General features: G+C 59.9%; 22 protein-coding genes. 4 read left to right on the top strand and 18 right to left on the bottom strand.

Features of this window, described 5'->3' with window-relative positions; translation table 11 throughout:
* Positions 1-21: 21 nt before the first annotated feature.
* Positions 22-1,185: a trans-sulfuration enzyme family protein gene (locus UM93_RS11605; protein ID WP_045075727.1), complete on the bottom strand. Its 1,164-nt coding sequence runs from the start codon at positions 1,183-1,185 to the stop codon at positions 22-24.
* Between the two features lie 389 nt (positions 1,186-1,574).
* Between UM93_RS11605 and UM93_RS11600 the strand changes: the two genes are divergently transcribed.
* Positions 1,575-3,179 carry a DEAD/DEAH box helicase gene (locus UM93_RS11600; protein WP_045075726.1) on the top strand — a complete coding sequence of 535 codons (1,605 nt, stop codon included), beginning with the start codon at positions 1,575-1,577 and terminating at the stop codon, positions 3,177-3,179.
* Between the two features lie 78 nt (positions 3,180-3,257).
* Here the strand turns inward: UM93_RS11600 and UM93_RS11595 are convergent, their stop codons facing one another.
* From UM93_RS11595 to UM93_RS11550, 10 genes are all read right to left on the bottom strand, one after another.
* Positions 3,258-3,812, bottom strand: coding sequence for a HutD/Ves family protein (locus UM93_RS11595; protein WP_045075724.1), 555 nt, complete (start codon positions 3,810-3,812; stop codon positions 3,258-3,260).
* Complete coding sequence (locus tag UM93_RS11590; protein ID WP_045075723.1) at positions 3,812-4,042, bottom strand: hypothetical protein; 231 nt, start codon at positions 4,040-4,042, stop codon at positions 3,812-3,814. The genes UM93_RS11595 and UM93_RS11590 overlap by 1 nt, the downstream gene beginning before the upstream one ends.
* A gap of 18 nt (positions 4,043-4,060) precedes the next feature.
* Positions 4,061-5,500 carry an amino acid permease gene (locus UM93_RS11585; RefSeq protein ID WP_045075721.1) on the bottom strand — a complete coding sequence of 480 codons (1,440 nt, stop codon included), beginning with the start codon at positions 5,498-5,500 and terminating at the stop codon, positions 4,061-4,063.
* A gap of 127 nt (positions 5,501-5,627) precedes the next feature.
* Positions 5,628-6,629: an aldo/keto reductase gene (locus UM93_RS11580; RefSeq protein ID WP_234399297.1), complete on the bottom strand. Its 1,002-nt coding sequence runs from the start codon at positions 6,627-6,629 to the stop codon at positions 5,628-5,630.
* Positions 6,619-7,146, bottom strand: coding sequence for a MerR family transcriptional regulator (locus UM93_RS11575; RefSeq protein ID WP_082057119.1), 528 nt, complete (start codon positions 7,144-7,146; stop codon positions 6,619-6,621). The genes UM93_RS11580 and UM93_RS11575 overlap by 11 nt, the downstream gene beginning before the upstream one ends.
* 151 nt (positions 7,147-7,297) lie before the next feature.
* On the bottom strand, positions 7,298-7,699 hold the full coding sequence (locus tag UM93_RS11570) for a YccF domain-containing protein (protein ID WP_045075718.1): 402 nt from the start codon (positions 7,697-7,699) through the stop codon (positions 7,298-7,300).
* A 57-nt stretch (positions 7,700-7,756) separates the two neighbouring features.
* Positions 7,757-8,485: a purine-nucleoside phosphorylase gene (gene deoD / locus UM93_RS11565; protein ID WP_045075717.1), complete on the bottom strand. Its 729-nt coding sequence runs from the start codon at positions 8,483-8,485 to the stop codon at positions 7,757-7,759.
* A 4-nt stretch (positions 8,486-8,489) separates the two neighbouring features.
* A complete protein-coding gene (locus tag UM93_RS11560; RefSeq protein WP_045075715.1) occupies positions 8,490-8,939 on the bottom strand; it encodes a hypothetical protein in 450 nt (149 codons plus the stop codon).
* A gap of 24 nt (positions 8,940-8,963) precedes the next feature.
* Positions 8,964-9,845 (bottom strand): DUF4031 domain-containing protein, encoded by an 882-nt coding sequence (locus UM93_RS11555; RefSeq protein WP_045075714.1) that lies wholly within the window; start codon positions 9,843-9,845, stop codon positions 8,964-8,966.
* 119 nt (positions 9,846-9,964) lie between these two features.
* On the bottom strand, positions 9,965-10,447 hold the full coding sequence (locus UM93_RS11550; protein ID WP_045075712.1) for a hypothetical protein: 483 nt from the start codon (positions 10,445-10,447) through the stop codon (positions 9,965-9,967).
* Positions 10,448-10,805: 358 nt separating this feature from the next.
* Here UM93_RS11550 and clpB point away from each other — a divergent pair, with 358 nt between their 5' ends.
* Complete coding sequence (gene clpB / locus UM93_RS11545) at positions 10,806-13,433, top strand: ATP-dependent chaperone ClpB (RefSeq protein ID WP_045075711.1); 2,628 nt, start codon at positions 10,806-10,808, stop codon at positions 13,431-13,433.
* A gap of 117 nt (positions 13,434-13,550) precedes the next feature.
* Here the strand turns inward: clpB and UM93_RS17830 are convergent, their stop codons facing one another.
* Positions 13,551-15,230, bottom strand: coding sequence for a hypothetical protein (locus tag UM93_RS17830; protein WP_052663762.1), 1,680 nt, complete (start codon positions 15,228-15,230; stop codon positions 13,551-13,553).
* A 273-nt stretch (positions 15,231-15,503) separates the two neighbouring features.
* Between UM93_RS17830 and UM93_RS11535 the strand changes: the two genes are divergently transcribed.
* Together UM93_RS11535 and UM93_RS11530 are read left to right on the top strand one after the other, a co-directional pair.
* The gene (locus UM93_RS11535; RefSeq protein ID WP_045075709.1) at positions 15,504-15,719 is read left to right on the top strand and encodes a DUF3073 domain-containing protein; all 216 of its coding nucleotides are present in this window, start codon (positions 15,504-15,506) and stop codon (positions 15,717-15,719) included.
* A 53-nt stretch (positions 15,720-15,772) separates the two neighbouring features.
* Positions 15,773-16,744 (top strand): TIGR03086 family metal-binding protein, encoded by a 972-nt coding sequence (locus UM93_RS11530; protein ID WP_045075708.1) that lies wholly within the window; start codon positions 15,773-15,775, stop codon positions 16,742-16,744.
* A gap of 63 nt (positions 16,745-16,807) precedes the next feature.
* Here the strand turns inward: UM93_RS11530 and purM are convergent, their stop codons facing one another.
* The 6 genes from purM to UM93_RS11500 all read right to left on the bottom strand — a co-directional run bounded on the left by purM (position 16,808) and on the right by UM93_RS11500 (position 22,433).
* Complete coding sequence (gene purM / locus UM93_RS11525; protein WP_045075706.1) at positions 16,808-17,932, bottom strand: phosphoribosylformylglycinamidine cyclo-ligase; 1,125 nt, start codon at positions 17,930-17,932, stop codon at positions 16,808-16,810.
* Positions 17,929-19,509, bottom strand: coding sequence for an amidophosphoribosyltransferase (gene purF, locus UM93_RS11520; protein WP_045075704.1), 1,581 nt, complete (start codon positions 19,507-19,509; stop codon positions 17,929-17,931). Before purF ends, purM begins: the two co-directional genes overlap by 4 nt.
* A gap of 35 nt (positions 19,510-19,544) precedes the next feature.
* Positions 19,545-19,865, bottom strand: coding sequence for a hypothetical protein (locus tag UM93_RS11515; RefSeq protein WP_045075703.1), 321 nt, complete (start codon positions 19,863-19,865; stop codon positions 19,545-19,547).
* Between the two features lie 241 nt (positions 19,866-20,106).
* Entirely contained in the window at positions 20,107-20,997 is an 891-nt protein-coding gene (locus UM93_RS11510; RefSeq protein ID WP_052663761.1) for an aminoglycoside phosphotransferase family protein, read from the bottom strand.
* A gap of 58 nt (positions 20,998-21,055) precedes the next feature.
* Complete coding sequence (locus UM93_RS11505; RefSeq protein WP_045075701.1) at positions 21,056-21,421, bottom strand: sterol carrier family protein; 366 nt, start codon at positions 21,419-21,421, stop codon at positions 21,056-21,058.
* Between the two features lie 7 nt (positions 21,422-21,428).
* Positions 21,429-22,433, bottom strand: coding sequence for an asparaginase (locus UM93_RS11500; protein ID WP_045075700.1), 1,005 nt, complete (start codon positions 22,431-22,433; stop codon positions 21,429-21,431).
* Positions 22,434-22,460 lie beyond the last annotated feature (27 nt).

Below are 22,460 nucleotides of genomic sequence, written 5' to 3'. Positions count from 1 at the left end.
CCGATTCTGCGGCTGTCAGCTTCACGCGGTGCTTTCGATTGCTTGCAGTAAATCGGCGCTCAGATCTTCAGCGCCCTCGAGGCCGATTGAGAGCCGGAGCAGGTTGGCGTGCGGCTTGGCTTCGTCCGCTACCGGGCGATGAGTGAGGCCAGCCGGGTGCTGAATCAGGGTGTCAACACCGCCCAATGAGACCGCGTGTGTGATCAGCGACACCGCGGCCGGGACACGTTCGGCATGCTCGGCGCTCGCTAGTTCAAAGGCCAGTAGCGAACCCGGTCCGGCCATTTGGGTGCCAATCAGACCCTGCGGATCGCACTCGGGCAGGCCCGGGTAGAAGACTTGCGTGACAAGTTCGTGCTGAGCCAAGGCCGAGGCAAGTTTGGTCGCCGATTCTTGCTGCGCCCGCATTCGGACCGGTAGCGTGGCCAGGCCGCGGTGCAGCAGATAAGCTGGCCAGGGAGTCAGGATGCCGCCAGTGATCGCCCTTACTTGGCGTAGCCGTTTGCTCCAATCAGGGTCACCGGCAACCACGCCGCCCATCGCATCGCCGTGCCCGCCTAGAAACTTGGTAGCGCTGTGCAACACCATGCTGGCACCGTGCTTGAGCGGTTGTTGCAAGATCGGGCTGGCGAAAGTGTTGTCAACCAAAACAGGCACGCCATTCGCGGCATTGACCAGTGCGGCGATGTCCACTAGTTCTAAGCTTGGGTTCGCGGGCGTCTCGAGCACAATCAGTGCGGTGTCAGCGCGGAGCGCCTGAGCCAGTTCCTCCGGGCGAACGAAGCTGGTCTCGGTGCCGAGTAGACCTGAGGCTAGCAGGTGATCGCTGCCGCCATAAAGTGGCCGCACCGCGATAATGTGCTTCTTCGCCCCAGCGGTGGCAGCCAATAGAGCGGCGCTCAATGCGGCCATTCCGGTGGCGAAGGCAACCGCCTCGGGGGCGCCTTCGAGAGCGGCAACACCCTCCTCAAAGCGTGCCACGGTAGGGTTCCAGAGCCGCTGATAAACGGTGCTTTGACCGGGCTGATGCTGGCCACCGGTTGCCATCTGCTCGTAGGATAGGCCGCCATCGATGACCGAGGGCAGCGGAGCCGTGGTTGAAAGGTCGATGGGAACAGCATGTACGCCCTGCTCGGTGAGGCCTTCGCGACCGGCATGCACTGCGGTGGTGTCAAGTGACGGCATGATTCTCCTACGGCTTATGATCGACGATTGAGATTATTATCACATTAAGATTCGGCAATTAATCAGAAGTTCCGAATATTTATTTGGATATTCCGGATTTAGCGAATATTCGAACCTCTTAGGTGATCGATAGTTTGGCGTCGAGCCGGTGCTTCCCGGCCCTCGGTGCCCACCGGTCAATCAATTCATTGATCGCTGATAGAATAGAAGTACTGGATGCGCCATTGTTGTGTGCATCCTGCGTCGATGAACGCGAAAGTTCGGTCCCGCCTCGCGGTTGACCGCACAGCTACTCAGCTTTTCTTCGGCGAACCCTTGTGCCAACCGGCCATGAGGGACGTGCCTTTCGAAGCCTGAGCTGCGGAAGGCCAAGCCTGAAAGTTATTTTCTTGCAAACCTTTGCTTCCTTGGGCGTGCCCAAGTCCTTAGTTTCCGTGCTCGATGCCCAAGGCATCTCAACGCCCTTCCCGATTCAAAGCAAGACCCTGCCCGACTCCCTCGGTGGTCGAGACGTTCTGGGCCGCGGCCGTACCGGTTCCGGCAAAACCCTGGCTTTCGGGCTGCCCCTGGTGGCCCGACTGGCCGAGGCCGAGGCTGCGTACCGGCGCAAGCCAGGCCGCCCGCTCGGCCTGATCCTGGCGCCCACCCGAGAGCTGGCGACCCAGATCAACGCCACGGTAGAACCCTTAGCCCAGGCGCTCGGACTGAACACCACGGTGATCTACGGCGGCGTCTCGCAGCAACGTCAGGAACGCGCGCTGCGCGCCGGTGTCGACATCGTGATTGCCTGCCCGGGGCGCCTAGAAGACCTGATGCGGCAGAAAATTATTTCTCTCGAAGCGGTGGAGATCACTGTTCTTGACGAAGCAGATCATATGGCTGACCTTGGCTTCTTGCCGGTGGTGAAGCGGCTGCTCGACACCACACCCAGTCAGGGTCAGCGTCTGTTGTTCTCAGCCACGCTGGATAATGGCGTGGACAAGATCGTGCAGCGCTACTTGAACTCACCGGTGACTCACTCGGTGGATGAGCCCAAAGCGGCTGTTTCCACGATGGAGCACCACGTGCTCGCGGTTGCCGATCAAGGCGTCAAAAAACAGCTGATTGTTGAGCTGGCCTCCGGTAAGGGTCGCCGCGTGCTGTTCATGCGGACCAAACACCACGCCCGCAAATTGGCGAAAACCTTGACCGACGCTGGTATTCCCGCGGTTGATCTGCACGGTAACCTGTCGCAGAATGCGCGAGATCGCAATCTCGCCGAGTTCTCCTCCGGAGATGTTCGGGTGCTGGTAGCTACCGATGTGGCAGCTCGCGGGGTGCATGTCGACGACGTCGAATTGGTCATCCACGTCGACCCGCCCACCGAGCACAAAGCCTACTTACACCGCTCCGGCCGCACCGCACGGGCCGGCTCCGAAGGTACCGTGGTGACCATTTCGTTGCCCGAACAGCAGCAGGACGTCAAGAAGCTAATGCGCGCGGCTGGCGTCGATGTGGCCTTTGAGAAGGTAACAGCAACCTCACCGCTGATTGCCAAGCTCGTTGGCGATGTCGCCGATCGTGTCGATCCGCGCACTCGCGCCGCCCTGCTCGCTGCTAAGGCCCCGCAGCAAGGGCAAGGTAAATCCACCGGGGCGAATGCGCAGCGTAAGCGGGCTCGCCGCCAAGTCCAGCCAGCACCGGCCGCTGGCAACCGACAGGAACGACGTCGAGACCAGCCGCAGGCGCCGCGTTTCGGCTCCGAGACGAGCCGTGGCCAGAGCAACGGTCGTCGCGGTGGTGCCGCTCCCGCCGGTGGCCGCAGGGATTCAGCGCCGCGCGGCGGAGCTCAGCCCGGCTCCAGCCAGGGCGGTGCCAACCGAGGTACTTCGGCTCCGGGCACCTCGACCGGTGGCCGGACCGAGCGTAGCGCGGCTCCGGCGCAGCGTCGCAGCCGACCGTCCGGGCCGCGTCGCGCTGGCGCGCCGGCCTCAAACGCACGCCGTGCACGCTAACTTCACAGCGCGAGAAAGTTAGCCAAAAATGCCCGCTACCTGATCAGGTAGCGGGCATTTTCTACGCCAAATTATTCCTTAGTCGCTGGCAGGCTCAGGTTCCAAGCTGATCACCGCGATAAAACCACGACCGCTGATCTCCGGCGGTGTAGCGGCGCCCTGCACCGCGTCGAAACGCTCAAGCTGGCTACCGTCGGCAAGCTGTGCTGAGCCCTGCAGCAACACTGCCCACTGATCTTCGAAGACTGGGTGCGGGCGCTTTTTCGAGATTTCCAAGACCGTAACGAAACCCCGGTAGCTGCCGCGTCTTGTCATCAGATTGAGATCCATTCCCGGCCCGGTCGGCAGCTCCGCGCTGGTCGCGGCATCGCCCGAGAATCGGAACGGTCGGTAGCGTTCCAAGCCCTGTTCCACGCCGTCGACGGTGAGCATCAGGAACTCGCCGTCGATCAGGGTGATGATCCGGTCGATCCCAGGCAGCTCGGAAAACTCCCCGGCCTTGTTGACTTCGGCGATACTGATTCGCCAGTCAAAGTCACCATCTGGCCCGGTCGCCGAAGCCAGCACTCTGGTCTCCCCGCCACCGTTTAGCCAGCGCTGAGACTTTAGCTCTCGATATCGCACCACTGGCATTAGTCATCAACCGTTTCTACGCTGATCACCCGGATGCGTTTTGGTTCACTGCGGCGGCGCTGTACATACCGCCGAATCCGGTTGGAAATCACGCTGAAAACCAAAGACAGCACAATCGCTGCCAGCATCTTCAGTAAGAACGGCCAATTGACCAGCGAGAGCAGCACAAAGATCAGTACGAACCCGCCAATCCACAGGCCGAACTCGAGCCAATCTACTTTTCTGCGCATAGCCCCAGCTTAGCTGGCCTACTTCTTCAGCTGATGACGGGGGCTATCCGGGTTCATGAGCGAGTGCTTACGACCGTAGAAGAAGTAAACCACCAGACCGACGATCAGCCAGACCACGAAGCGCAGCCAGGTCTCCCAGTGCAGTTGAGCGATCAGATATCCCGAGGCCAGCACGCCAAAGACCGGCACCACCGGCATCCAGGGCAGCCGGAAGGTGCGCGGGGTGTTGGGCTTGGTGTAGCGGAAGACAATAACCGAAACGCACACCACCACGAAGGCCGCCAGGATGCCAATATTCGTCAGATCGGCTACTTCGCGGATCGGGAAGATGCCAGCTAATACGGCTGAGCCCACCCCGGCAATCCAAGTCACCCGCTGTGGCACACCGCGGCGATCCACCTGAGAGAACCACTTCGGCAAGAGGCCGTCGCGGCTCATCGAGAACCAGACTCGGGTGACACCGAGCAGGAAGGTGAGCATCACCGTAATGATCGAGATCACCGCGAAGACCGAAATAATGGTGGCAATTACCGGCAGTCCGACGCTGGTGAAAGCGGAGGCGAAGCCGGCTTTGGGATCGATGTCCTGATAGTTCTGCATGCCGGTGAGCACCAGGGTGGCACCGACGTAGAGCACCATGGCGATGATCAGCGACAGCACAATAGCCTTGGGCATGTGCTTCTTACCGTCGGTTGATTCCTCCGCCGCGGTACTCATTGCGTCGTAACCGAACACGGCGAAGAACACAGTCGCTGAACCGGCGATCACCGGTCCGAAACCAAAGGGCATGAACGGCGAGTAGTTATTTGTGTTGATGTAGAACAGCCCGAGACCGACAATGAACAGAATCAGTAGGATTTTGAGCGCCACGGCAATGATTTCAAAGCGCCCTAAGGCCTTGGTGCCACGGCTCAGAATGAAGGTAACGAGCAGGCAGATCACAATCGCAGGCAGATTAATCAGACCGCCGGGCGAGTCAGCGGTTTGTGACATCCAATCGGGCAAATGCACGCCGAAACCGGAAAGGAAGGCGTCAAAGTAGCCGGATATCCCGATTGCCACCACCGCGACAATGGCAATGTACTCCAGCAAAAGATCCCAGCCGATGAACCAGCCGGCGGCCTCGCCGAGCGCCACATAACCGTAGGTGTAGGCAGAACCGGCGCGGGGAACCATGCCGGCGAACTCCGCGTAAGACAGCGCCGCCGCCGCGGAGGCTGCCCCGGCGATCAAGAAGGAGATCAACACCGCCGGTCCGACCGCCGGGTTATTGGCGTCGCCGTGCGCGACCAACCCGGCGAGCGAGAACACCCCGACGCCGACGATGCCGCCGACGCCGATTGCGGTCAGTTGCCAGAGGCCAAGACTCTTTTTGAGTCCGCTCTTGCCACTTTCTTCTTCGATCTCATCGACCGGCTTGCGCCGCCAGATCGAATAGGGATTGGCTACGCGTGCCATCTCTGCCTCCAGAACGTCGTTGTTTGTTACCTAAAGCCATTCTTCGTCGGAAAGTCAGTGTAGCCTGGCCGGAGTTTACTGCGCAGTTATTTGCTAGTTATTTAGCCTTCTGGTCTAAATAACGGTCTTATTCGCGGTCCGATGACACCCAGTTCGGGGTATTGGAACGGCTGCCAACCACCGCATCCGCTGCCTCATCCAGGGCAGCGAGCTGAGCGTCGCTCAGTTCGAGAGTGACAGCACCGAGGTTTTCGTCGATTCGCGCGGCACGTCTGGTGCCTGGAATTGGTACTACTGGCAGGCCAAATCGCCTGCCTTGAGTTAATAGCCAAGCCAGCGCGACCTGCGCCGGGGTGGCTTCGGCCTCGCCGACCCTGAGTTCGCTGGCGACCCGGCGGATCACTTCGACGACCGCTTGGTTGGCGTCAACGGCGTCGCCGTCGAACCTGGGAATTTGGCGGCGGAAGTCGTTCTCAGCAAGGTTTTTGGCGGCCAGGGTGCCGGTGAGGAAGCCGCGGCCTAAGGGCGAGTAGGGCACGAAGCCAACGCCCAAGCGAGCGGACGCTGGAACCACGCTCTGCTCTACATCGCGACTCCAAATGGACCACTCACTTTGTACAGCGGCGATGGGGTGCACAGCTGTAGCGCGTTCCAACTCCGACGCTGTCACTTCGGAGAGACCCAAATGGCGCACTTTTCCCTCCTGCACTAGTTCGGCCATCGCGCCAACGGTTTCTTCAATAGGTACCCGGGCGTCAAGCCGGTGTAGATAGTAAAGGTCGATCACCTCGGTATCTAAACGTTTGAGGCTGGCGGCCGCAGATTCTTTGACGTAGGCCGGATCGCCGCGCACCTCTCGGCCACCGGTTGCCGGATTACTGGCGATACCGAATTTAGTGGCCAGCTGGACCTCGTCGCGGCGGGATTTGAGCAGCTTAGCGATGAGTTCTTCATTGCTGCCCATGCCATAAACATTGGCCGTGTCGATGAAGCTGACACCGACGTCGACCGCATGATTCAGGGTGGCTAGAGCCTCAGTCGGATCGCTGGGTCCGTACACCGGGGTGAGGGCCATGCCGCCGAAGCCCAGCGAGCTGACCTGGAAATTGTCGCCGAGATTAATGCTCATTAGTCGCCTTCGATTCATTTGTTTTAAGGGGGTTTTGCTCAGCAATACAGTCCTGATCGAGAGAGATCAGTTGGTCGTAGTGAGCGATTTTGAGGTCGACCATCTCAAGGTCCGACCTCACCTGCTCAAGCTGTGCGAGTACCTTGATCCGATGCTCCAGCAACAGCGTCATGCGTTCCTGGTGAGTTTCTTTTCCGCCCGCCAGTAGATGCACGAAGCGCTGCATATCGTGCACCGACATCCCGGTACGGCGTAGCTTGACCAGCAACATAATCCTGGCCAAGTCGTCCTGGTTGTATTTCCGGCGTCGATCTCCGCCGCGGGCGATATGGGGGAACATACCTTCGCGTTCATACCAACGAAGTGTGTCCTGACTCAGCCCAGTTGCTTCAGAGACATCGGATATCGAAAGGATCTGCTCGCCGGGTTCGTCTGCTGCGGCTGCCGGTGTATCGGCCCTTGCCGGTTTCAAGACGCTCGGTTTGGAAGCCTTGATTGTCCGCTGCTGTGTGCTCATCTATTCAGCGTAGGACCTGGAGTGCACTCCAACACAAGATTTATTTTTCCCGATGACCGTTCTCGATGACTGTTCGCGTCAGAAGGCGTTGCGTCCGAGGTGCTGCTGCAGCTTGGTGCTGTGAGTCGGTGGTTTGTGTGGGCGTCCTTGCTTAGCGGTAGGTCGAGACGAAGGGCCGGTCGGTGGGGACCACCATCTTGCCGAGTGGCATGAGCGAGACCGGGATGAGCTTGAGATTGGCAATCGCCAGCGGGATGCCAATGATCGTGATGGCCATCGCGATGGCGGTCAGGACATGGCCGATGGCAATCCAGATCCCAGCGACTAGCAACCAGATCACATTTCCCAGCGTGGCGACCACCCCGGGGCCTTTGGGCTTGTCGACCACTGTCCGGCCGAAGGGCCAGAGCGCGTAGCCTGCAATTCTGAAAGAGGCAATGCCCCAGGGGATGGTGATAATCAGAATGCAGCACACTACACCGGCGAGAAAATAACCCAGCGCCAACCACAGACCGCCGAAGACCAACCAAATGACGTTAAGAATCGCTTTCACGTTCTTATTCTCCTCTTTTCGGATTACTGCGACATCAGGGAAAACCCCTAATCTCGTTCAGCCCGTGGCAGTTGCCTGGGCGTTGCGCTTCACCGCTTCCAGGGAGAGCTCGATCATGGCGCTGAAGGTTTCTTGACGTTCCTGGGCGCTGGTGGCTTCTTCGGTCAGGATATGGTCCGATACGGTGGCCACGGTGAGCGCCTGAACACCGTATTTGAGCGCCAGGGTGTAGAGTGCGGAGGCTTCCATCTCAATGGCCAGCACCCCGTAGTCGGCCAGCTGCATGGCGAGTTCGGGACGGTCGTTGTAGAACAGGTCCGAGGAGAATAAACCGCCAACCTTACTGCTGAGGCCTCGTTCTTCGGACACCTCGACGGCATGTCGCAGTAGCGCGAAATCCGCCCCCGGAGCGAAGTCAATGCCGTGAAAACGCAGTCGATTCATCGCCGAATCAGTTGAGGCGGTATTGGCAATAATCACGTCGCGAAGATTCACTTGGTGCGAAATAGCGCCGCAGGTGCCGACCCGGATAATGGTTTTCACGCCGTAGTCCTGCATTAATTCGGTGGCGTAGATCGACATTGACGGCTGCCCCATCCCGCTGCCTTGAACAGACACCGGCAGGCCTTGATAATGACCTGTGTAGCCAAACATATTGCGCACCGTATTGTACTGCTGGGCGTCCTCCAGGAAAGTCTCAGCAATCCACTGCGCGCGCAGCGGATCTCCGGGCATCAGGACGTGCGGTGCGATTTCGCCGGGCTGGGCAGCTAAATGAACAGACATATGCTCAGCTTAGCGGTGGGGCTGATGGGGAAGCCGTCTCTCGCCGGTAGCTTGCTTGCAAGAATGGAAGGAACTCCGCGGAGTCCTGAACCGAAATATCAACCCGATAGTCAAGCGCATCAGCAATAGTCCAGCAGTGCCGCGCCTGTCCGCGTGGGGTTGCCTTGAGCAGGGTCAAGGTGTTGCCATCGAGTCGCCCGCGGGCCGGTTCTAGGGGCGCGAAACCGAAGGTATCGAAGCCGAAGAGCCAGATTTCACCGTTGGATTGCTGCTGATACACCTCGTGGGCCAGGAATTCACTCCCGTCCGCCCGTTGTTGCCGGTATTCACGGAGCCAGACACCCACCGGGGAATGGCTGAAACTGAACTGGCCCGAGGCAGTGCCTGCTGCTGACCAGGGCGAGTCGAACATGATTTCTGAGCCGGACCAAGAGCCACTAAGTCTTTCCAACACAGCTCTATTGTGTCACCGAGCGAATCAGGCCTGGGGGTTGCTCAGCTCGGCGAGTTCTTCGCTGAGGTTGCTGACTGCTTGATCACCCCACAGCTGCCGGGCCTGTTCGGTGTGATAAAGCGGTTTGAGTGCCAAAAGTTGTTGCAACACGGCAGCCCGGCCGCGTCGAAAGTCCGATTCGGCGATATCGGCGTAATCCTGGCGGACCGCCCTGCGATAACGCGCGTATTCTTCGGCGCTACCGCCGAGCACAGCGAGGTCGGCATCGCAAAGCAAGGCGCCGTTGTGGTCAGTAGGCTTCGGGTCATGGTGCACGGTGAGCCGGACTAATCTGGCAACTTCTGCTACTTCGTTGCCGGGGAGGTGCGGGCTAAGGAGAATTTCGGCGAGCCGGGCCGAATCTTCTTCGTCTTGCCCGGCCACGCCCTGGTAAACCGCGTCGTGAAACCAGGCGGCTAGCAGCACGGTTCGGGGGAGCTCAGCGGTGATCAGTTCAAGCGCTTCCAGCACAGCCAAGAGGTGGGTTCGGGAATGATAGTGCCGGTGCGGTTCGGCCCAGCGCTCCAGCAGCTCGGCGGCAATGTCATCGGTACCGGGCAACAAGGCTCTCCAGCGTAAGCTGAGCGCGGTTTCCAGCGACTCGCTGCGCAGCCGGGCCGGCACGCGTAAACCGCTGGCGATCAGCAATCTGGTGAGCTCGCTGCCCTCGACGGGGATGGCCCCTAAGGCAATCAGTTCAGCACGTCGTCGCATCGGCACATCGTAGTGATCACGATCGAAGGCGCGTTCTGGAATGCCAGCCGTAGCGGCAAAGCTATGAAGTTCTTCCAGTGACTGGTTGGAAATCAGATGCGAAAACATGGTGCCGTGCGCGGGCCAGCGCGGCGGATCAAGATAGACAGCCATAGCGGAAGCTTAGTCCGGATAGCAGTCCAGCCGGGTCACCGAGAAGTTTTCGGTGACCCGGCTGGACTTTTGGTCTCTAACGGCCCTAAGCGGTTGTGCGGCAGGAGCCTCCGGTGGGCTCAGTAGTAAGTAATGTCCCAGTGGTTGCCTTCGTCGCAGTAGATATTGCCAGCGGCCGATTTCCATTGCGGATATCCGTCGCCACGATTGGCAATCTGAGTGAAGGAGCTCTTGATGTAGTTATTGATGCAGGTGTTCTTAGCGATATCAGCCTTGTAGCCGTTGTAGTGGCTGTAAGTGCCCGAGGCGTGGCCGACTTCGGTTCCTCCGGTGACGTTGATTGCGCACTTGCTGGCGTTCTTAAGAGTGACCAACCCGGTTACCGTGGATTGGTTGATCTGTTCGTAGGAAGTGCAGGTGGAGTTTGACCTGGTGGTGCAATTCCCGCTCGAAGAGTGGGTGATGCCAGCCGCGCTTAGCTGAGCGGCCGCATCGGCCTGGCTGAGTTTTGTGACAGCTGAAGCCGGGGATGCTGCGGCAAAGAACGCGACTAGGGCGATGCCCAGACAGAGCGGGATCTTCCAGAGATTTTTTAAAGCCATGCTTATTCATGCCTTTCACTTGCTGCCCTCTACGGTGGGCCGGACAGTTCCAGAATGTATCAGCGAATCCCGAGGCATCGAAGGGAATCCAGATAATTAACTGAGAATTCCCCGGGAATTGCCAGGGAGTGCGATGGGCCTGATTGGATGCTCGGATCGGTCAGGGCTTGCCGTGTCGCGGCGGGGATGGAAGCCTTTATATCAGGAAGTGCCAGTTGCGGTCTCCCGCCCGAGGCCAGCGAAAGTGCCGAGTTTCGCCCTGGGCGGATAATCACGCTGGGAGCGAATTCTCAACTTGAGCGTAGTAGACTCAAGTTAAGAACTTTATCGTCCAGCTAGCAAAAAGGAGTGCAGTTTTTTGGACACTAAATTCACCACTAAGACGCAAGAGGCGCTCTCTGCGGCAGCGATGAATGCCTCTACAGCAGGGAACCCTCAGGTTGAGCCAGCGCATATGCTCAAGGCTTTGATGGATCAGCGCGAAGGGGTGGCAGTCGCTTTGCTCAAAGCGGCAGGAGTGGATCCCGAGGCGATCAGTGTGCAAGCCTCCGCAGCGATTAAGGCGCTACCCGCTAGCTCGGGGAGCACCGTGGCGCAGGCTCAATTTTCGCGTTCTGGACTGCAGGCTATTCAAGCTGCCGAGCAGGAAGCTGAATCGCTTGGCGACTCCTATATTTCCACCGAACACCTATTGTTGGGGCTGGCTGCGGGCTCCGATGAGGTGGCTCGATTGCTGCGTGAATCCGGTGCTTCGGTAGAGGCGCTGCGGGCTGCCTTGCCGGGCGTTCGAGGTGACCGTAAAGTCACTTCCGCTGACCCGGAGAACACTTTTCAGGCTTTGGAGAAGTTCGGGCTGGACCTCACCGAAGTGGCTCGAGCGGGCAAGCTCGATCCGGTGATCGGACGTGATTCCGAAATTCGCCGAGTGGTTCAAGTGCTGTCCCGGCGAACCAAGAATAACCCGGTGCTGATCGGTGAACCTGGCGTTGGTAAGACCGCTGTGGTGGAGGGCTTGGCGCAACGGATGGTGGCCGGGGACGTGCCGGAAAGCCTGCGCGGTAAGTCGCTGATCAGTCTTGATCTGGGGGCCATGGTGGCCGGGGCGAAGTATCGCGGTGAGTTCGAAGAGCGACTCAAGGCTGTGCTGGAAGAGATTAAGAACTCCGACGGCCAGATTGTCACCTTCATTGATGAGATCCATACCGTGGTGGGGGCAGGCGCTTCTGAGGGTGCCATGGACGCCGGCAATATGCTCAAACCAATGCTGGCGCGCGGCGAATTACGCTTGATCGGCGCCACCACCTTGGACGAGTATCGTGAGCACATTGAAAAAGACCCGGCGCTGGAACGGCGCTTTCAGCAGGTCTACGTCGGCGAACCCAGCGTGGATGACACTATCGGCATCCTGCGCGGCCTCAAGGAACGTTACGAAGCTCATCATAAAGTGGCAATAGCTGACTCGGCGCTGGTGGCGGCCGCCTCGCTTTCGAACCGCTATATTAGCGGCCGGCAGCTGCCCGATAAGGCCATTGACCTCGTTGATGAGGCTGCTTCCAGGCTGCGGATGGAAATCGATTCTGCGCCGGAGGAGATCGATCAGTTGCGCCGCTCGGTGGACCGGCTCACCATGGAAGAACTGGCGCTGGAAAGCGAAACGGATGCTGCTTCGGTCGAACGCCTCGAGGCGTTACGTGCCGATATGGCCGATAAAAAGGAAGAGCTGGCGGCGCTGAATGCCCGATGGGAGGCGGAGAAGGCCGGGCTGAATAGGGTCGGCGAGCTGAAGGCCAAGCTGGACGAATTGCGATCGGTGGCCGAAAAGGCGCAGCGTGAGGGCGATCTGGAACAGGCGTCGAGGGTCCTCTACGGGGAGATCCCCGGCCTTGAAGCAGAGCTGGCGGAGGCACAGAAGGCCGAAGAGTCGCTCGCCGATGTGAGTAAGCCGGAACTGATGGTGGCCGAAGAAGTCACGGCCGACGATATTGCCGAAGTGATTTCCGCGTGGACCGGCATCCCAGCTGGCCGGATGCTGCAAGGTGAGAGCCAGAAGTTACTCAGTATGGAGCAGGTGCTGGGTTCACGATTGATTGGCCAGGCGAAAGCTGTCACCGCGGTCTCCGATGCGGTGCGTCGCGCGCGGGCTGGGATTTCGGATCCGGATCGACCCACAGGTTCGTTCCTTTTCCTGGGACCAACGGGCGTTGGTAAGACCGAGTTGGCTAAAGCGCTGGCAGACTTCCTCTTCGATGATGAGCGCGCCATGGTTCGCATCGATATGAGCGAATACTCCGAAAAACATGCTGTCTCGCGTCTAGTTGGCGCACCTCCTGGGTACGTCGGCTATGAGGAGGGCGGCCAGCTCACCGAGGCGGTGCGACGTAGGCCTTATTCGGTGGTGTTGCTCGACGAGGTGGAAAAGGCCCACCCGGAAGTTTTCGACATTCTGCTGCAGGTACTGGACGACGGTCGGCTGACTGATGGTCAGGGCCGCACGGTGGACTTCCGTAACGTGATCCTGGTGCTGACCTCCAACCTCGGTTCTCAGTTCCTGGTCGACCCGCTACTGGACGAGGCGCAGAAACGTGATTCGGTGATGTCGGTGGTGAACGCCTCGTTCAAACCCGAGTTCCTGAACCGGCTTGACGATGTGGTGATGTTTGACGCGCTCAACGTCACGGAGCTATCCCGGATTGTGGATTTGCAGGTGCAAAAGCTGGCTGCCAGGTTACAGGAGCGCCGGCTGACTCTACAGGTCACCGATGGTGCCAGGGCTTGGCTGGCGATGACTGGTTTCGACCCAGCCTATGGGGCAAGGCCGTTGCGTCGCCTGGTGCAGCGTGAGATTGGTGACCGCTTGGCTAAGGGACTGCTGGCCGGGGAAATCAACGATGGTGACACGGTGCTGGTTGACACCGCAGCAGATGTCGACGAGCTCGGCGTGGAAAGCTCGAGTAGCAACACGGGTCTCACCGTCCGCAGGGCTTAGCCTTTCGGTTGACGAAGCTGCCAGCTAGCGGGGCTAGCAAATATTAAACGGGTGGGGCCCAGAACTAAGATTCTGGGCCCCACCCGTTTAATCAGTCGATGACTGACAGTCAGCTGGCTACTTCGTCACATTCGAGGTTAAGGAGTTCGACTTGTCCTTGGAGTAGGCGATGCACTGGATCAGCCGGTCGCCATTCGCCCAGGTGCTCTCGGTCGGGTAAGCGTAGCTCTTCTTCACCCCGGCGTCCTTCGCCTCAGTGGTGAGTGGGGCTGCGTCGCAGATATCCTGACCCTTACTCTGCAAAGCAGGCTTACCTGGGAATGCCGCGGAGTCTGGGTAATTGTAGGTGTTGATCAGCTGTGCGCCATGTGGCGTGGAGCAAGTGACAATGTCTGCCCGAGTGTTGATGTCCTTGTAGTCCTTCAGGCAGTCGCCCTTGAGCCACTTCAGCGGGCTGACATTCGGCAGAATGACGCCATCGTCCGAGGAGGTCGGCGAGGGAGTGTCGGTCGGGGTACTCGGATCGTCAGTGCTGCTCGGGCTGTCGGTGGTCTGCGAGCTGGTGGTTGGCTCGTTAGTCGGTGCGCTGACCGGTGCTTTCGGGATCAGGTTAATAATCAGCACGATCACCAGAACAATGAGGGCAACCAGGACGACGGCACCACCGATAATGATCCACAGCTTGTTATTGTTCTTGGGCGCTCCGCCGAAGGGGCCGGGACCTTGCGGGCCGCCAGGGCCTTGCGGGCCGGAACCGTAGGGGCCACCAGGACCTTGCGGTCCACCGGGTCCCTGCGGTCCGCCCGAACCATAGGGTGCGCCCGGTCCTTGCGGGCCGCCAGCACCTTGCGGGCGCGGCTGGTTCCAAGCGGGCGGGGCTCCCTGAGGGCCAGTATTACCTGGGCCTTGGGGCTGACCGTAAGGATTGGCCCCGGGGCCACCCTGCGGTTGACCGAACTGCTGAGTGGGAGCTGGCTGCCCATAGGGCTGTGGGGCGCTGCCGGTGCCCGTGCTAGGGCCGGTGCCAGCGCTATGCTGCCCACTTGGCGCAGCATAAGGATTGCTGGGCTGGCTTGGGGTTGACTGCCCGTAGCTGGCAGGCTGCCCAAATTGCTGGGTCGGCGCTGGCTGGGCTGCGGAGCTCGGCTGGCCGCCTTGCTGAGCGTTCGTCTGGCCAGTTGGCTGTTGGTTTTGCGCCGACCACGGTGAAGCTGCTGCGCCCTGCGGCTGGCCACTTGCCGAGGCTGGAGCCTGATTGCTGGGGGTGGCGGGGGCAGAAGCTGGTTGGCTCGGAGCCTGATGCTGTGGCTGAGTCGGAGCAGAAGGAGCTGCCGTCGGCGCCGACGGTGCCGGAGTGGACTCAGACTCACCCGCATTATCGCCGCGGGTCCATGGATTGTTTACCACCGGAGGCTCGTTAAAGTTGGTCCGAAGAGTGGTGGTTTCTTCCGCGCCCCATTCGTTCTCGGCGGAAGGCGCAGCCGCGGCAGGTGCAGAGGTTGCCGGCTGCTGGCTGGGTGTGCTGGCGGACGGAGCGCTGAAAGCGTTATCCCATTCATTGCTGCTATTGCCAGCGCCCTTGTCCAGCCAGGATGGCTCGTTGACCGTGGACTCAGCTTCTGCTGCCACCTTGGCAGCTTCTTGCTCCGCTTCGTCCAAGGACGCACTCTGGGCGGCGTCCTGGCTGATTTGCGCTTCGCCTAGCGAGGGCTCAGGGAAGTTCAGATGGGTATCAGCTGCGGGCTGATCCCCATTTGCTCCTCCGGCCCCCGCCGGATTGCTGTTGTTTTCACTCATCGGAGCCCTCAACACCCTTCATGACTTGTCTTCGGTTTTACTCTATTGCCAAGAATAAACGACGCGCTGTGCTGTCTAAAACTGTCTTTAGAATGTGACTCTACCGAATTTCCGGGCTTCTGGGCAGGTTTTGACACCGTCAAGATGGAATGGGTTCACGACTTGGCCGGTTAAACATGTAATCTAGTAACACGACAAATTGACCGATAATCCGGGGCCTCGCCCGCAGCCAGGGCGACCACCTCCGGTACAAGTACAAAAGGGGGTCACGCCATGGGGCGCGGCCGTCAAAAGGCAAAAGCTACTAAGCAGGCTCGGGACATGAAGTACTACTCGCCGAGCACTGACTACTCGGCGCTGGAACGCGAGCTCTCGCACACCTCCAGCCCTGCCTCCAAACGCTACTCGGAAGAGCCGGATGAGCCGGACTATTCCGAATATGAGGATAAGTACGCGGACGACGATACGGACACTCGCCGGATCGGTTAGTTCGTTGCTGTTCGGTCATTAACACCGTCGGGGTATCGGCGTAGGGTGGCTTTATGACCACCATCGCTGTTGGCGTGCCTGTGACCGGATCGCGCGTGTCCGAATTATTGACAGTCCCTGAGCAGCTCAACAGCTGGCTCAGTATTGTGGCGCGCGCCGATCCGCGGCTCGGCGGCGAATTCAGATTCACGGTGGCTCCCGGTTTGCATGCTCGTGGTCATTTCAGCTGCCTGAAACCCGATCTTGTGGGCTGGGCTTTCAGCTGGGAGGGCTTCAAAACTGGGCCGTTGACCGAAGTGCTGTGGAGCATCCGGGCTGGTGACGCCGACAGTGAGATCACCGTTGAATTTGACCCCGAGTTAGCTGGCGACCTGGCCCCAGCCGTTGCACGGTTGCTGCGGGTCTGCGCTGGAGATGCATTGGGACCCGCGGAATGGATCCATCTTAAGGAACCCAGCGAGCTTGACACCAGCGTGGAAGCCGCGCTTGCGGTGATGCTTGACGTGCTGCGAAGGATCGGTCCAGAACACTACAAACTGCCGACCCCTTGCGAGCACTTCACCGTAGAACAACTGCTGGAACATGCCTTTGGCTCGTATCGCTACGCATTGGATGCCCTGAATCTGCACACCGTGCTTCAAGCCGATCTGCAGCGATCCGATGACTATGTTGCGAGATTAGCCAAATCGGGCCAAGCCATTATTGAAGAGTTCAGGCATCGGTTACGAGGTGAAGGCCCGGACCTGCTTCCGGCGGCCCTGGCAGAGGAACAGAACCAGTTTATTTCCGGCATGCTGGGCAGCGAGCTCTTTGTGCATGCCTGGGACCTAGCCAGGGCAACATCAATGGAATTGACGGTGCCCGCTGGCTTTATCCGTTACCGGGCTGCGCAAGACGATCCGGCCGCAATGACCCCGCTGATTGAACAGGGGCTGTTCAAAACAGCCTTCCCGATAGCCGAGGATGCCGACGAGTTAGCCCGCGTGATTGCCTACACCGGTCGGAACCCGGATTGGCGTCCCTGAGTCGAGTGTTACTGAGCGCTAACTAGGCGGGCGGTCGACCGTGCTGGGGTTACTTTGGTTACTTTAGGCGTAAGCACCCAGCAGACGTACTGCGCCACCGTCGACGCCCTTAGCGCCCTGCACGTAGTCAGGCCCGTCCTTGGGCAGATTGTCTGCTGCACTGGCTTGCACGCTGCCCATCACCCAGGAAGGCAAACCACGTTCGTTCAGGTGTGCGACGGCGTCGTCAGCGGCTTGCGCACTGACAATAGCGACCATACCGACGCCGAGGTTCAGGGTTCGCTCAAGATCCGGCAATGGCACATTGCCCAGCTCGGAGATCAGTTTGAAAATGGCGGGCAGTTCCCAGCTGGAACGCTCAATGGTTGCAGTCAGACCTTGCGGAAGTACCCGGGCGAGGTTGGCAGCGAGGCCGCCGCCGGTGACGTGGCTGAAGCCATGTACGGCCTTTTCGGCGTCGACGTCGAAAGTTCTTGCCAGGTCGAGGCAATCTGCTGCATAGACCCTGGTTGGAACCAGCAGTTCTTCACCCAAGGTACGGCCCAGTTCGCTGACTTGGCGATCGAGTGCCCAACCGGCGTGATTGATCACCCGGCGGACCAAGGAGTAACCGTTTGAATGCAGGCCGGAGGAGGCCATCGCGATCACTACATCGCCCTCTCGTACCCGTTCCGGGCCGAGCAGTTTACTCTTCTCCACCACGCCACTAGCCGCGCCAGCGACGTCATACTCGTGTTCGCCGAGCAGGCCCGGGTGCTCAGCAGTTTCGCCGCCAATCAGGGCGGTACCAGCCTGCTCGCAGGCAGCCGCAATGCCGCGCACGATATCGGCAATGCGTTCCGGCACCACCTTGCCGCAAGCAATGTAGTCGGTCATGTACAGCGGTTCGGCGCCAACCACCACGATGTCGTCGACCACCATGCCAACCAAGTCATAGCCAATAGTGTCGTGAATATCCATTGCCTGGGCAATGGCCACTTTGGTACCCACGCCATCGGTTGACGTTGCCAGTAGCGGTTCACGGTACTTCAGTAACTGCGAAACATCGTAGAGACCGGCGAAGCCACCTACGCCGCCCAGCACCTGCGGTCCGTGAGTGGCTTTAACGGCCTCTTTCATGAGTTCGACCGCTTTATCTCCGGCCTCAACATCTACCCCAGCACTGGCGTAGGTGATCGATTCGCTCATACTCTCTCTTTCGAGTGCTGCTTCGCAGTGGGTTCAGATTCGTTCAACAGTCTTTCCAGCTCAGCCCCCGGTCCCGGGTCGCAGCCATTGGCGCCAGGATGGCCTCCGGTCGCGGAACCGCGCTCCAGCAGATTTTTCCCTAGCCGGTCCGCGGCTGGCAGCTCGATCGGGTACTGGCCGGTAAAGCAGGCGGTGCAGAGCCGTTCGCGGGGCTGCTGGGTGGCTTCGATCATGCCGTCTTCGGAGATATACGCCAGGGAGTCAGCGCCGATCGATTTGGTGATCTCATCGATCGCGGCTCCGTTGGCGATCAGCTCGGCCCGCGAAGCGAAGTCAATACCGTAGAAGCATGGCCAGCGCACCGGTGGGGAGGAAATCTTGACGTGAACCTCGGCGGCACCCGCCTCACGCAACATCCGCACCACGGCGCGCTGCGTGTTGCCGCGCACGATGGAATCGTCGACCACCACCAAGCGCTTGCCTTTGATGACGGACTCCAAAGCGTTGAGTTTGAGCCGGATACCGAGCTGGCGCAAGGTCTCGGAGGGCTGAATGAAGGTTCGGCCGACATAGGCATTTTTGACGAAGCCGTGTGCGAAGGGGATGCCGGATTGCTCCGCGTACCCCACTGCTGCCGGGGTGCCCGACTCGGGGACCGGGATCACAATATCGGCGTCGAACTCGTTTTCGCGGGCCAGCTGGCGGCCCATTTCGACGCGAGATTCGTAGACCGAACGGCCAGCGATGGTGGCATCCGGGCGAGCCAGGTAAACGTATTCGAAGACGCAGCCAGCAGCTTGAGCGGGAGCGAAGCGCTGTGAGCGGACGCCGTCTTCGTCAATGGCAATGAACTCGCCCGGTTCGATCTCGCGGATAAAGCTGGCACCCACGGTAGCCAGTGCAGCCGACTCGGAGGCGACCACCCAGCCGCGCTCTAGGCGGCCGAGGACCAGCGGGCGGACGCCGTAGGCATCCCGAGCGGCGTAGAGGGTGTTTTCATCCATAAAGACGAAGCAGAAGGCACCCTTAATCCGCGGCAGCAAATCCATTGCGGTCGCTTCTAAGGAGTCGGTGCCGGAGCCCTGCAGAAGGGTGGTGACCAGGGCGGTATCTGAGGTATTGCCCTGCGCCATTTCGCCGGTTTTGGGTCGACCGTAGCGATCGAGCACCAGGTCGAAAAGTTCGGCGGTGTTGGTCAGATTGCCATTGTGCGCGAGCGCTACGGTGCCTTCAACCGTGGCCCCGAGCGTCGGTTGGGCATTGGCCCAAGTGGAGGAGCCAGTGGTGGAATAGCGACAGTGTCCCACTGCCATATGCCCGAGCAGGGTGTTCAGTGTGGTTTCGTCGAAGACCTGGGAAACCAAGCCCATGTCCTTGTAGACGTTGATTCTTTTGCCATCGCTGGTCGCAATGCCAGCGGATTCTTGGCCGCGATGTTGCAGCGCATAAAGACCGTAATAGGTCAGCTTTGCTACCTCTTCACCGGGAGCCCAGACGCCGAAGACGCCACATGCATCTTGGGGGCCTTTTTCGCCGGTGAGAAGATCGTGGGAAAGTTTGCCATCGCCGCGTGCCACTAAGCCATTCTAAGCTATTTTTGGGCCGCCGAGTTCTAGTTTTCTTCGGAAGGTAGTTCTGTGGTCTCTTCAACTACGGCTTGGCGCGCTCGGCGACGGCCGAAGAAATCGAAAATCAGCGCTACAACGCCACCGAGCCCGACCCCGACTAAGGCGATCAGAACCAGGAAAAAACCGAAGATCGTGCCCTTGTCATATTGGTCATTGGGCACCGCAAAGGCCACGATGACGGTGGCGATCAGCCCAACTACGCCGCCAGCTACCAAGAAGGGTACATATTTTGGCGCACGACGCACCGAGACTTTCAGATTCTCCTGATCGGATGTGGGCTCCGGGCTGGAGGGTGTTTCACTCATCCGTCTAGGGTATCTGGCAAAACTCTGCTGTGAGCACCGCTTTAGTCTTAGGGCAAGCTTTTTGGGCGAGCTTTTGGGCGAGCCAGCGGAGTTTTATTCGCTTGGATTGCCGGAAGCTGACTTAAACAGCTGCACTACATTGAGTCGTTAAAGTGGTGCAGCTGCTATTCCAGCACCACTTTAGCGGCCTAATCTGGTGCTGGTGCTGGTGCTGGTGCTGGTGCTGGTGCTGGTGCTGGTGCTACTCGTCGTCCAGCAGTGCCAAGAGGGTTCGCTCAGCGGTTTGGGACATCGCCGGATTGGAAACCCGATAGTAGTAAAGGCAGCCCACCGCCTGAGCCAGCGCCCAGGCTTTGCCGCGTTGCCATTCGGCGTCGGAACAGCCCAATTCGCTCCGGTAAACCTCGCGGGAAGCGGGGTCGAGAAGATTCCAGGCTGGCATTAGATCGAGCGCCGGATCTGCCGGGCTCAAAGTGGCAACATCGATAACTGCCGATAGTCGCTCGTCTTGGAGCAACAGATTACCGGGCATCAGGTCGCCGTGAGTCCAGCGATCGGAGCCATCTGGGCGGGGAGCCTTTCGGAGCCGCTGCCAGAGCGCGCCGAGCCGATCAATATCAATCAGACCGCGATTCCGAGCGAGCGCTTCGGCCACGTACTCGTCCTGACTGGTAAGCGAGCCACCACGACCGGAACCACTGAAGCTGCGGCCAGCGGTATCCAAGGACCGTAGCGCGGTAACGAAACCGGCTAATCGAACGGCGAGATCCAGTTGATCGGTCACTTCGTTCTGATGCACGACCTGACCCGGAATCCAGCGGTAAATCGACCAGGGCAGGGGAAAGCCTGGGCCGGGTTCAGCGATGGCGACGGGCTCCGGAGTCTTCAGCGGCACCTTGCCGAGCAGAAACTCTGCGGAACGAAATTCCGCCTGTAGCTCGCGCAGGCTGTTTTCCACGTCGCCAGCTTCTAGCGGAAATCTCAGTAACCATTTCTCGCCGAGCCGGAACAGCTGATTAACGGTTCCGGTCGAGATCACTGGCTGGAGAGGCAGTGCGGACCACTGCGGGAATTGCGTGGAAACCAGTCTCGCAACAATAGGCAGCGTCAATTCCAGCTGGTTCTCATGCATCCGCATCATCTAAGCGTAGCGTCGGGAACCGGTTAGCGCCGCTGCCGCCGCTCAGCGCTTAGGCCGTCGGGAAAAGCGGCAATAACTCGGCCAGATCTGTCCGGGTGCCGGAAGCCGCTACCGCACCTTGGGCCACCGCATCGGCCCACTCTTGCTGGCCCAGCACCAGCTTGAGCCAGGTGCTGGCGTCTGTTTCGACCACATTGGGTGGGGTGCCGCGAGTGTGTCGTGGACCTGCAATGCATTGGGTGACGCCGAACGGTGGCACTCGAACTTCGACCGAGTTCCCTGGTGCCCGAGCAGTGATCTCCTCGAGGCAGAACCGCACCGCGAGCGCTGTGATATTACGTTCCTGGGATCCGGAACGCCAGGCAGCGAGCGCGGCTCGACCCTCAGCTTCGGGTACCCGACGTCGGGCGACCATCCGAAGCTCAGTCCAGCAGCGCGGAAACCGCGGCGCCCAGGCGCAGACTGCCGACCACACCATTACCGCCGGTAATCGGTTCGACCACCTTGCTTAGCACCGTGGCCACCCCGGGAACATCAATGGCCCCAGAGGCCGCGAGCAAAGTGAGAGCGACCAAAGTTGAGGCACGTTCATTGCCGTCAAGAATCTTGACTGCTACTCCGACGCCGGTCTCGGTGCCCAGTGCGATAACGCCTTCGGCGCCACCCTTAGTGAGCACGCCGAGGTCTTCCATCACCACGCTATTGGGCTTGCCACGACCCTGCACAGCCCAGGGGTAATCGACCATCGAGGTGGCGATGGTAGCGGCGCGGGCATTGGCGTTCTTATCGCCGGGTGAGCGGCTCAGCTTGCCGTAGCCACGGGATAGCGCAGTGAGCGAGATTGCGGCCACTGGGGCGCCGCAGCCGTCTACGCCAAGGTGCACAGGTGCCTCGCCGCAGTATTCCTCGATGAGCGAGATGGCCAGCTTTTGCAGCGGGTGCTGAGGGTCCAGATAGCTTTTCAGATCCCAGCCTTTCTCGACGCAGGCCCAGAGGAAAGCGGCGTGCTTTCCCGAACAGTTCATCGCCAGCGGGGTCTTGCCTCGTTCGGCCCGCACCATCCAGCGATAGGCCTCGGAATCTTGCGGCCAAGCCGCAGGGCAGAGCAAATCGGTCTCCCGCAGACCGGCTTTCTGCAGCATGTCTTTGACCAGGTCCATGTGTTCAATAGAACCGGTGTGGCTGCCACTAGCAATTGCGGCCTGGGCGCCGCGTAATGGCGCGCCGGCCTGCATTGAGGCGAGAGCTTGAAAGGGCTTGAGGGTGGAACGTGGGTAGATCGGAGCAATCGGATCGCCCAGGCTGAAAACCACTGAACCGTCTTGCGCGGTCAATACAGCGGAGCCAATATGCCGGGATTCAATAAAACCACTGCGTTCGACGACGGCGAGTTCAACGGCGTCCTGCGCCAAAAATGTATGCACCACGCCTCCATTATCTCCATATTCGGCGCA

This window comes from Psychromicrobium lacuslunae, from assembly GCF_000950575.1.
Lineage (GTDB): Bacteria > Actinomycetota > Actinomycetes > Actinomycetales > Micrococcaceae > Renibacterium > Renibacterium lacuslunae.
This window is presented reverse-complemented; position numbering and strand designations above follow the sequence as displayed.

Bases quoted from the DNA above. Each gene is read 5' to 3' on its own strand.
- UM93_RS11605 (WP_045075727.1), bottom strand. From the start codon at position 1,185: ATGCCGTCACTTGACACCACCGCAGTGCATGCCGGTCGCGAAGGCCTC.
- UM93_RS11595 (WP_045075724.1), bottom strand. From the start codon at position 3,812: ATGCCAGTGGTGCGATATCGAGAGCTAAAGTCTCAGCGCTGGCTAAAC.
- UM93_RS11590 (WP_045075723.1), bottom strand. From the start codon at position 4,042: ATGCGCAGAAAAGTAGATTGGCTCGAGTTCGGCCTGTGGATTGGCGGG.
- UM93_RS11585 (WP_045075721.1), bottom strand. From the start codon at position 5,500: ATGGCACGCGTAGCCAATCCCTATTCGATCTGGCGGCGCAAGCCGGTC.
- UM93_RS11580 (WP_234399297.1), bottom strand. From the start codon at position 6,629: ATGAGCATTAATCTCGGCGACAATTTCCAGGTCAGCTCGCTGGGCTTC.
- UM93_RS11575 (WP_082057119.1), bottom strand. From the start codon at position 7,146: ATGAGCACACAGCAGCGGACAATCAAGGCTTCCAAACCGAGCGTCTTG.
- deoD (WP_045075717.1), bottom strand. From the start codon at position 8,485: ATGTCTGTTCATTTAGCTGCCCAGCCCGGCGAAATCGCACCGCACGTC.
- UM93_RS11555 (WP_045075714.1), bottom strand. From the start codon at position 9,845: ATGGCTGTCTATCTTGATCCGCCGCGCTGGCCCGCGCACGGCACCATG.
- UM93_RS11550 (WP_045075712.1), bottom strand. From the start codon at position 10,447: ATGGCTTTAAAAAATCTCTGGAAGATCCCGCTCTGTCTGGGCATCGCC.
- UM93_RS17830 (WP_052663762.1), bottom strand. From the start codon at position 15,230: ATGAGTGAAAACAACAGCAATCCGGCGGGGGCCGGAGGAGCAAATGGG.
- UM93_RS11535 (WP_045075709.1), top strand. From the start codon at position 15,504: ATGGGGCGCGGCCGTCAAAAGGCAAAAGCTACTAAGCAGGCTCGGGAC.
- UM93_RS11530 (WP_045075708.1), top strand. From the start codon at position 15,773: ATGACCACCATCGCTGTTGGCGTGCCTGTGACCGGATCGCGCGTGTCC.
- purM (WP_045075706.1), bottom strand. From the start codon at position 17,932: ATGAGCGAATCGATCACCTACGCCAGTGCTGGGGTAGATGTTGAGGCC.
- UM93_RS11515 (WP_045075703.1), bottom strand. From the start codon at position 19,865: ATGAGTGAAACACCCTCCAGCCCGGAGCCCACATCCGATCAGGAGAAT.
- UM93_RS11510 (WP_052663761.1), bottom strand. From the start codon at position 20,997: ATGCATGAGAACCAGCTGGAATTGACGCTGCCTATTGTTGCGAGACTG.
- UM93_RS11505 (WP_045075701.1), bottom strand. From the start codon at position 21,421: ATGGTCGCCCGACGTCGGGTACCCGAAGCTGAGGGTCGAGCCGCGCTC.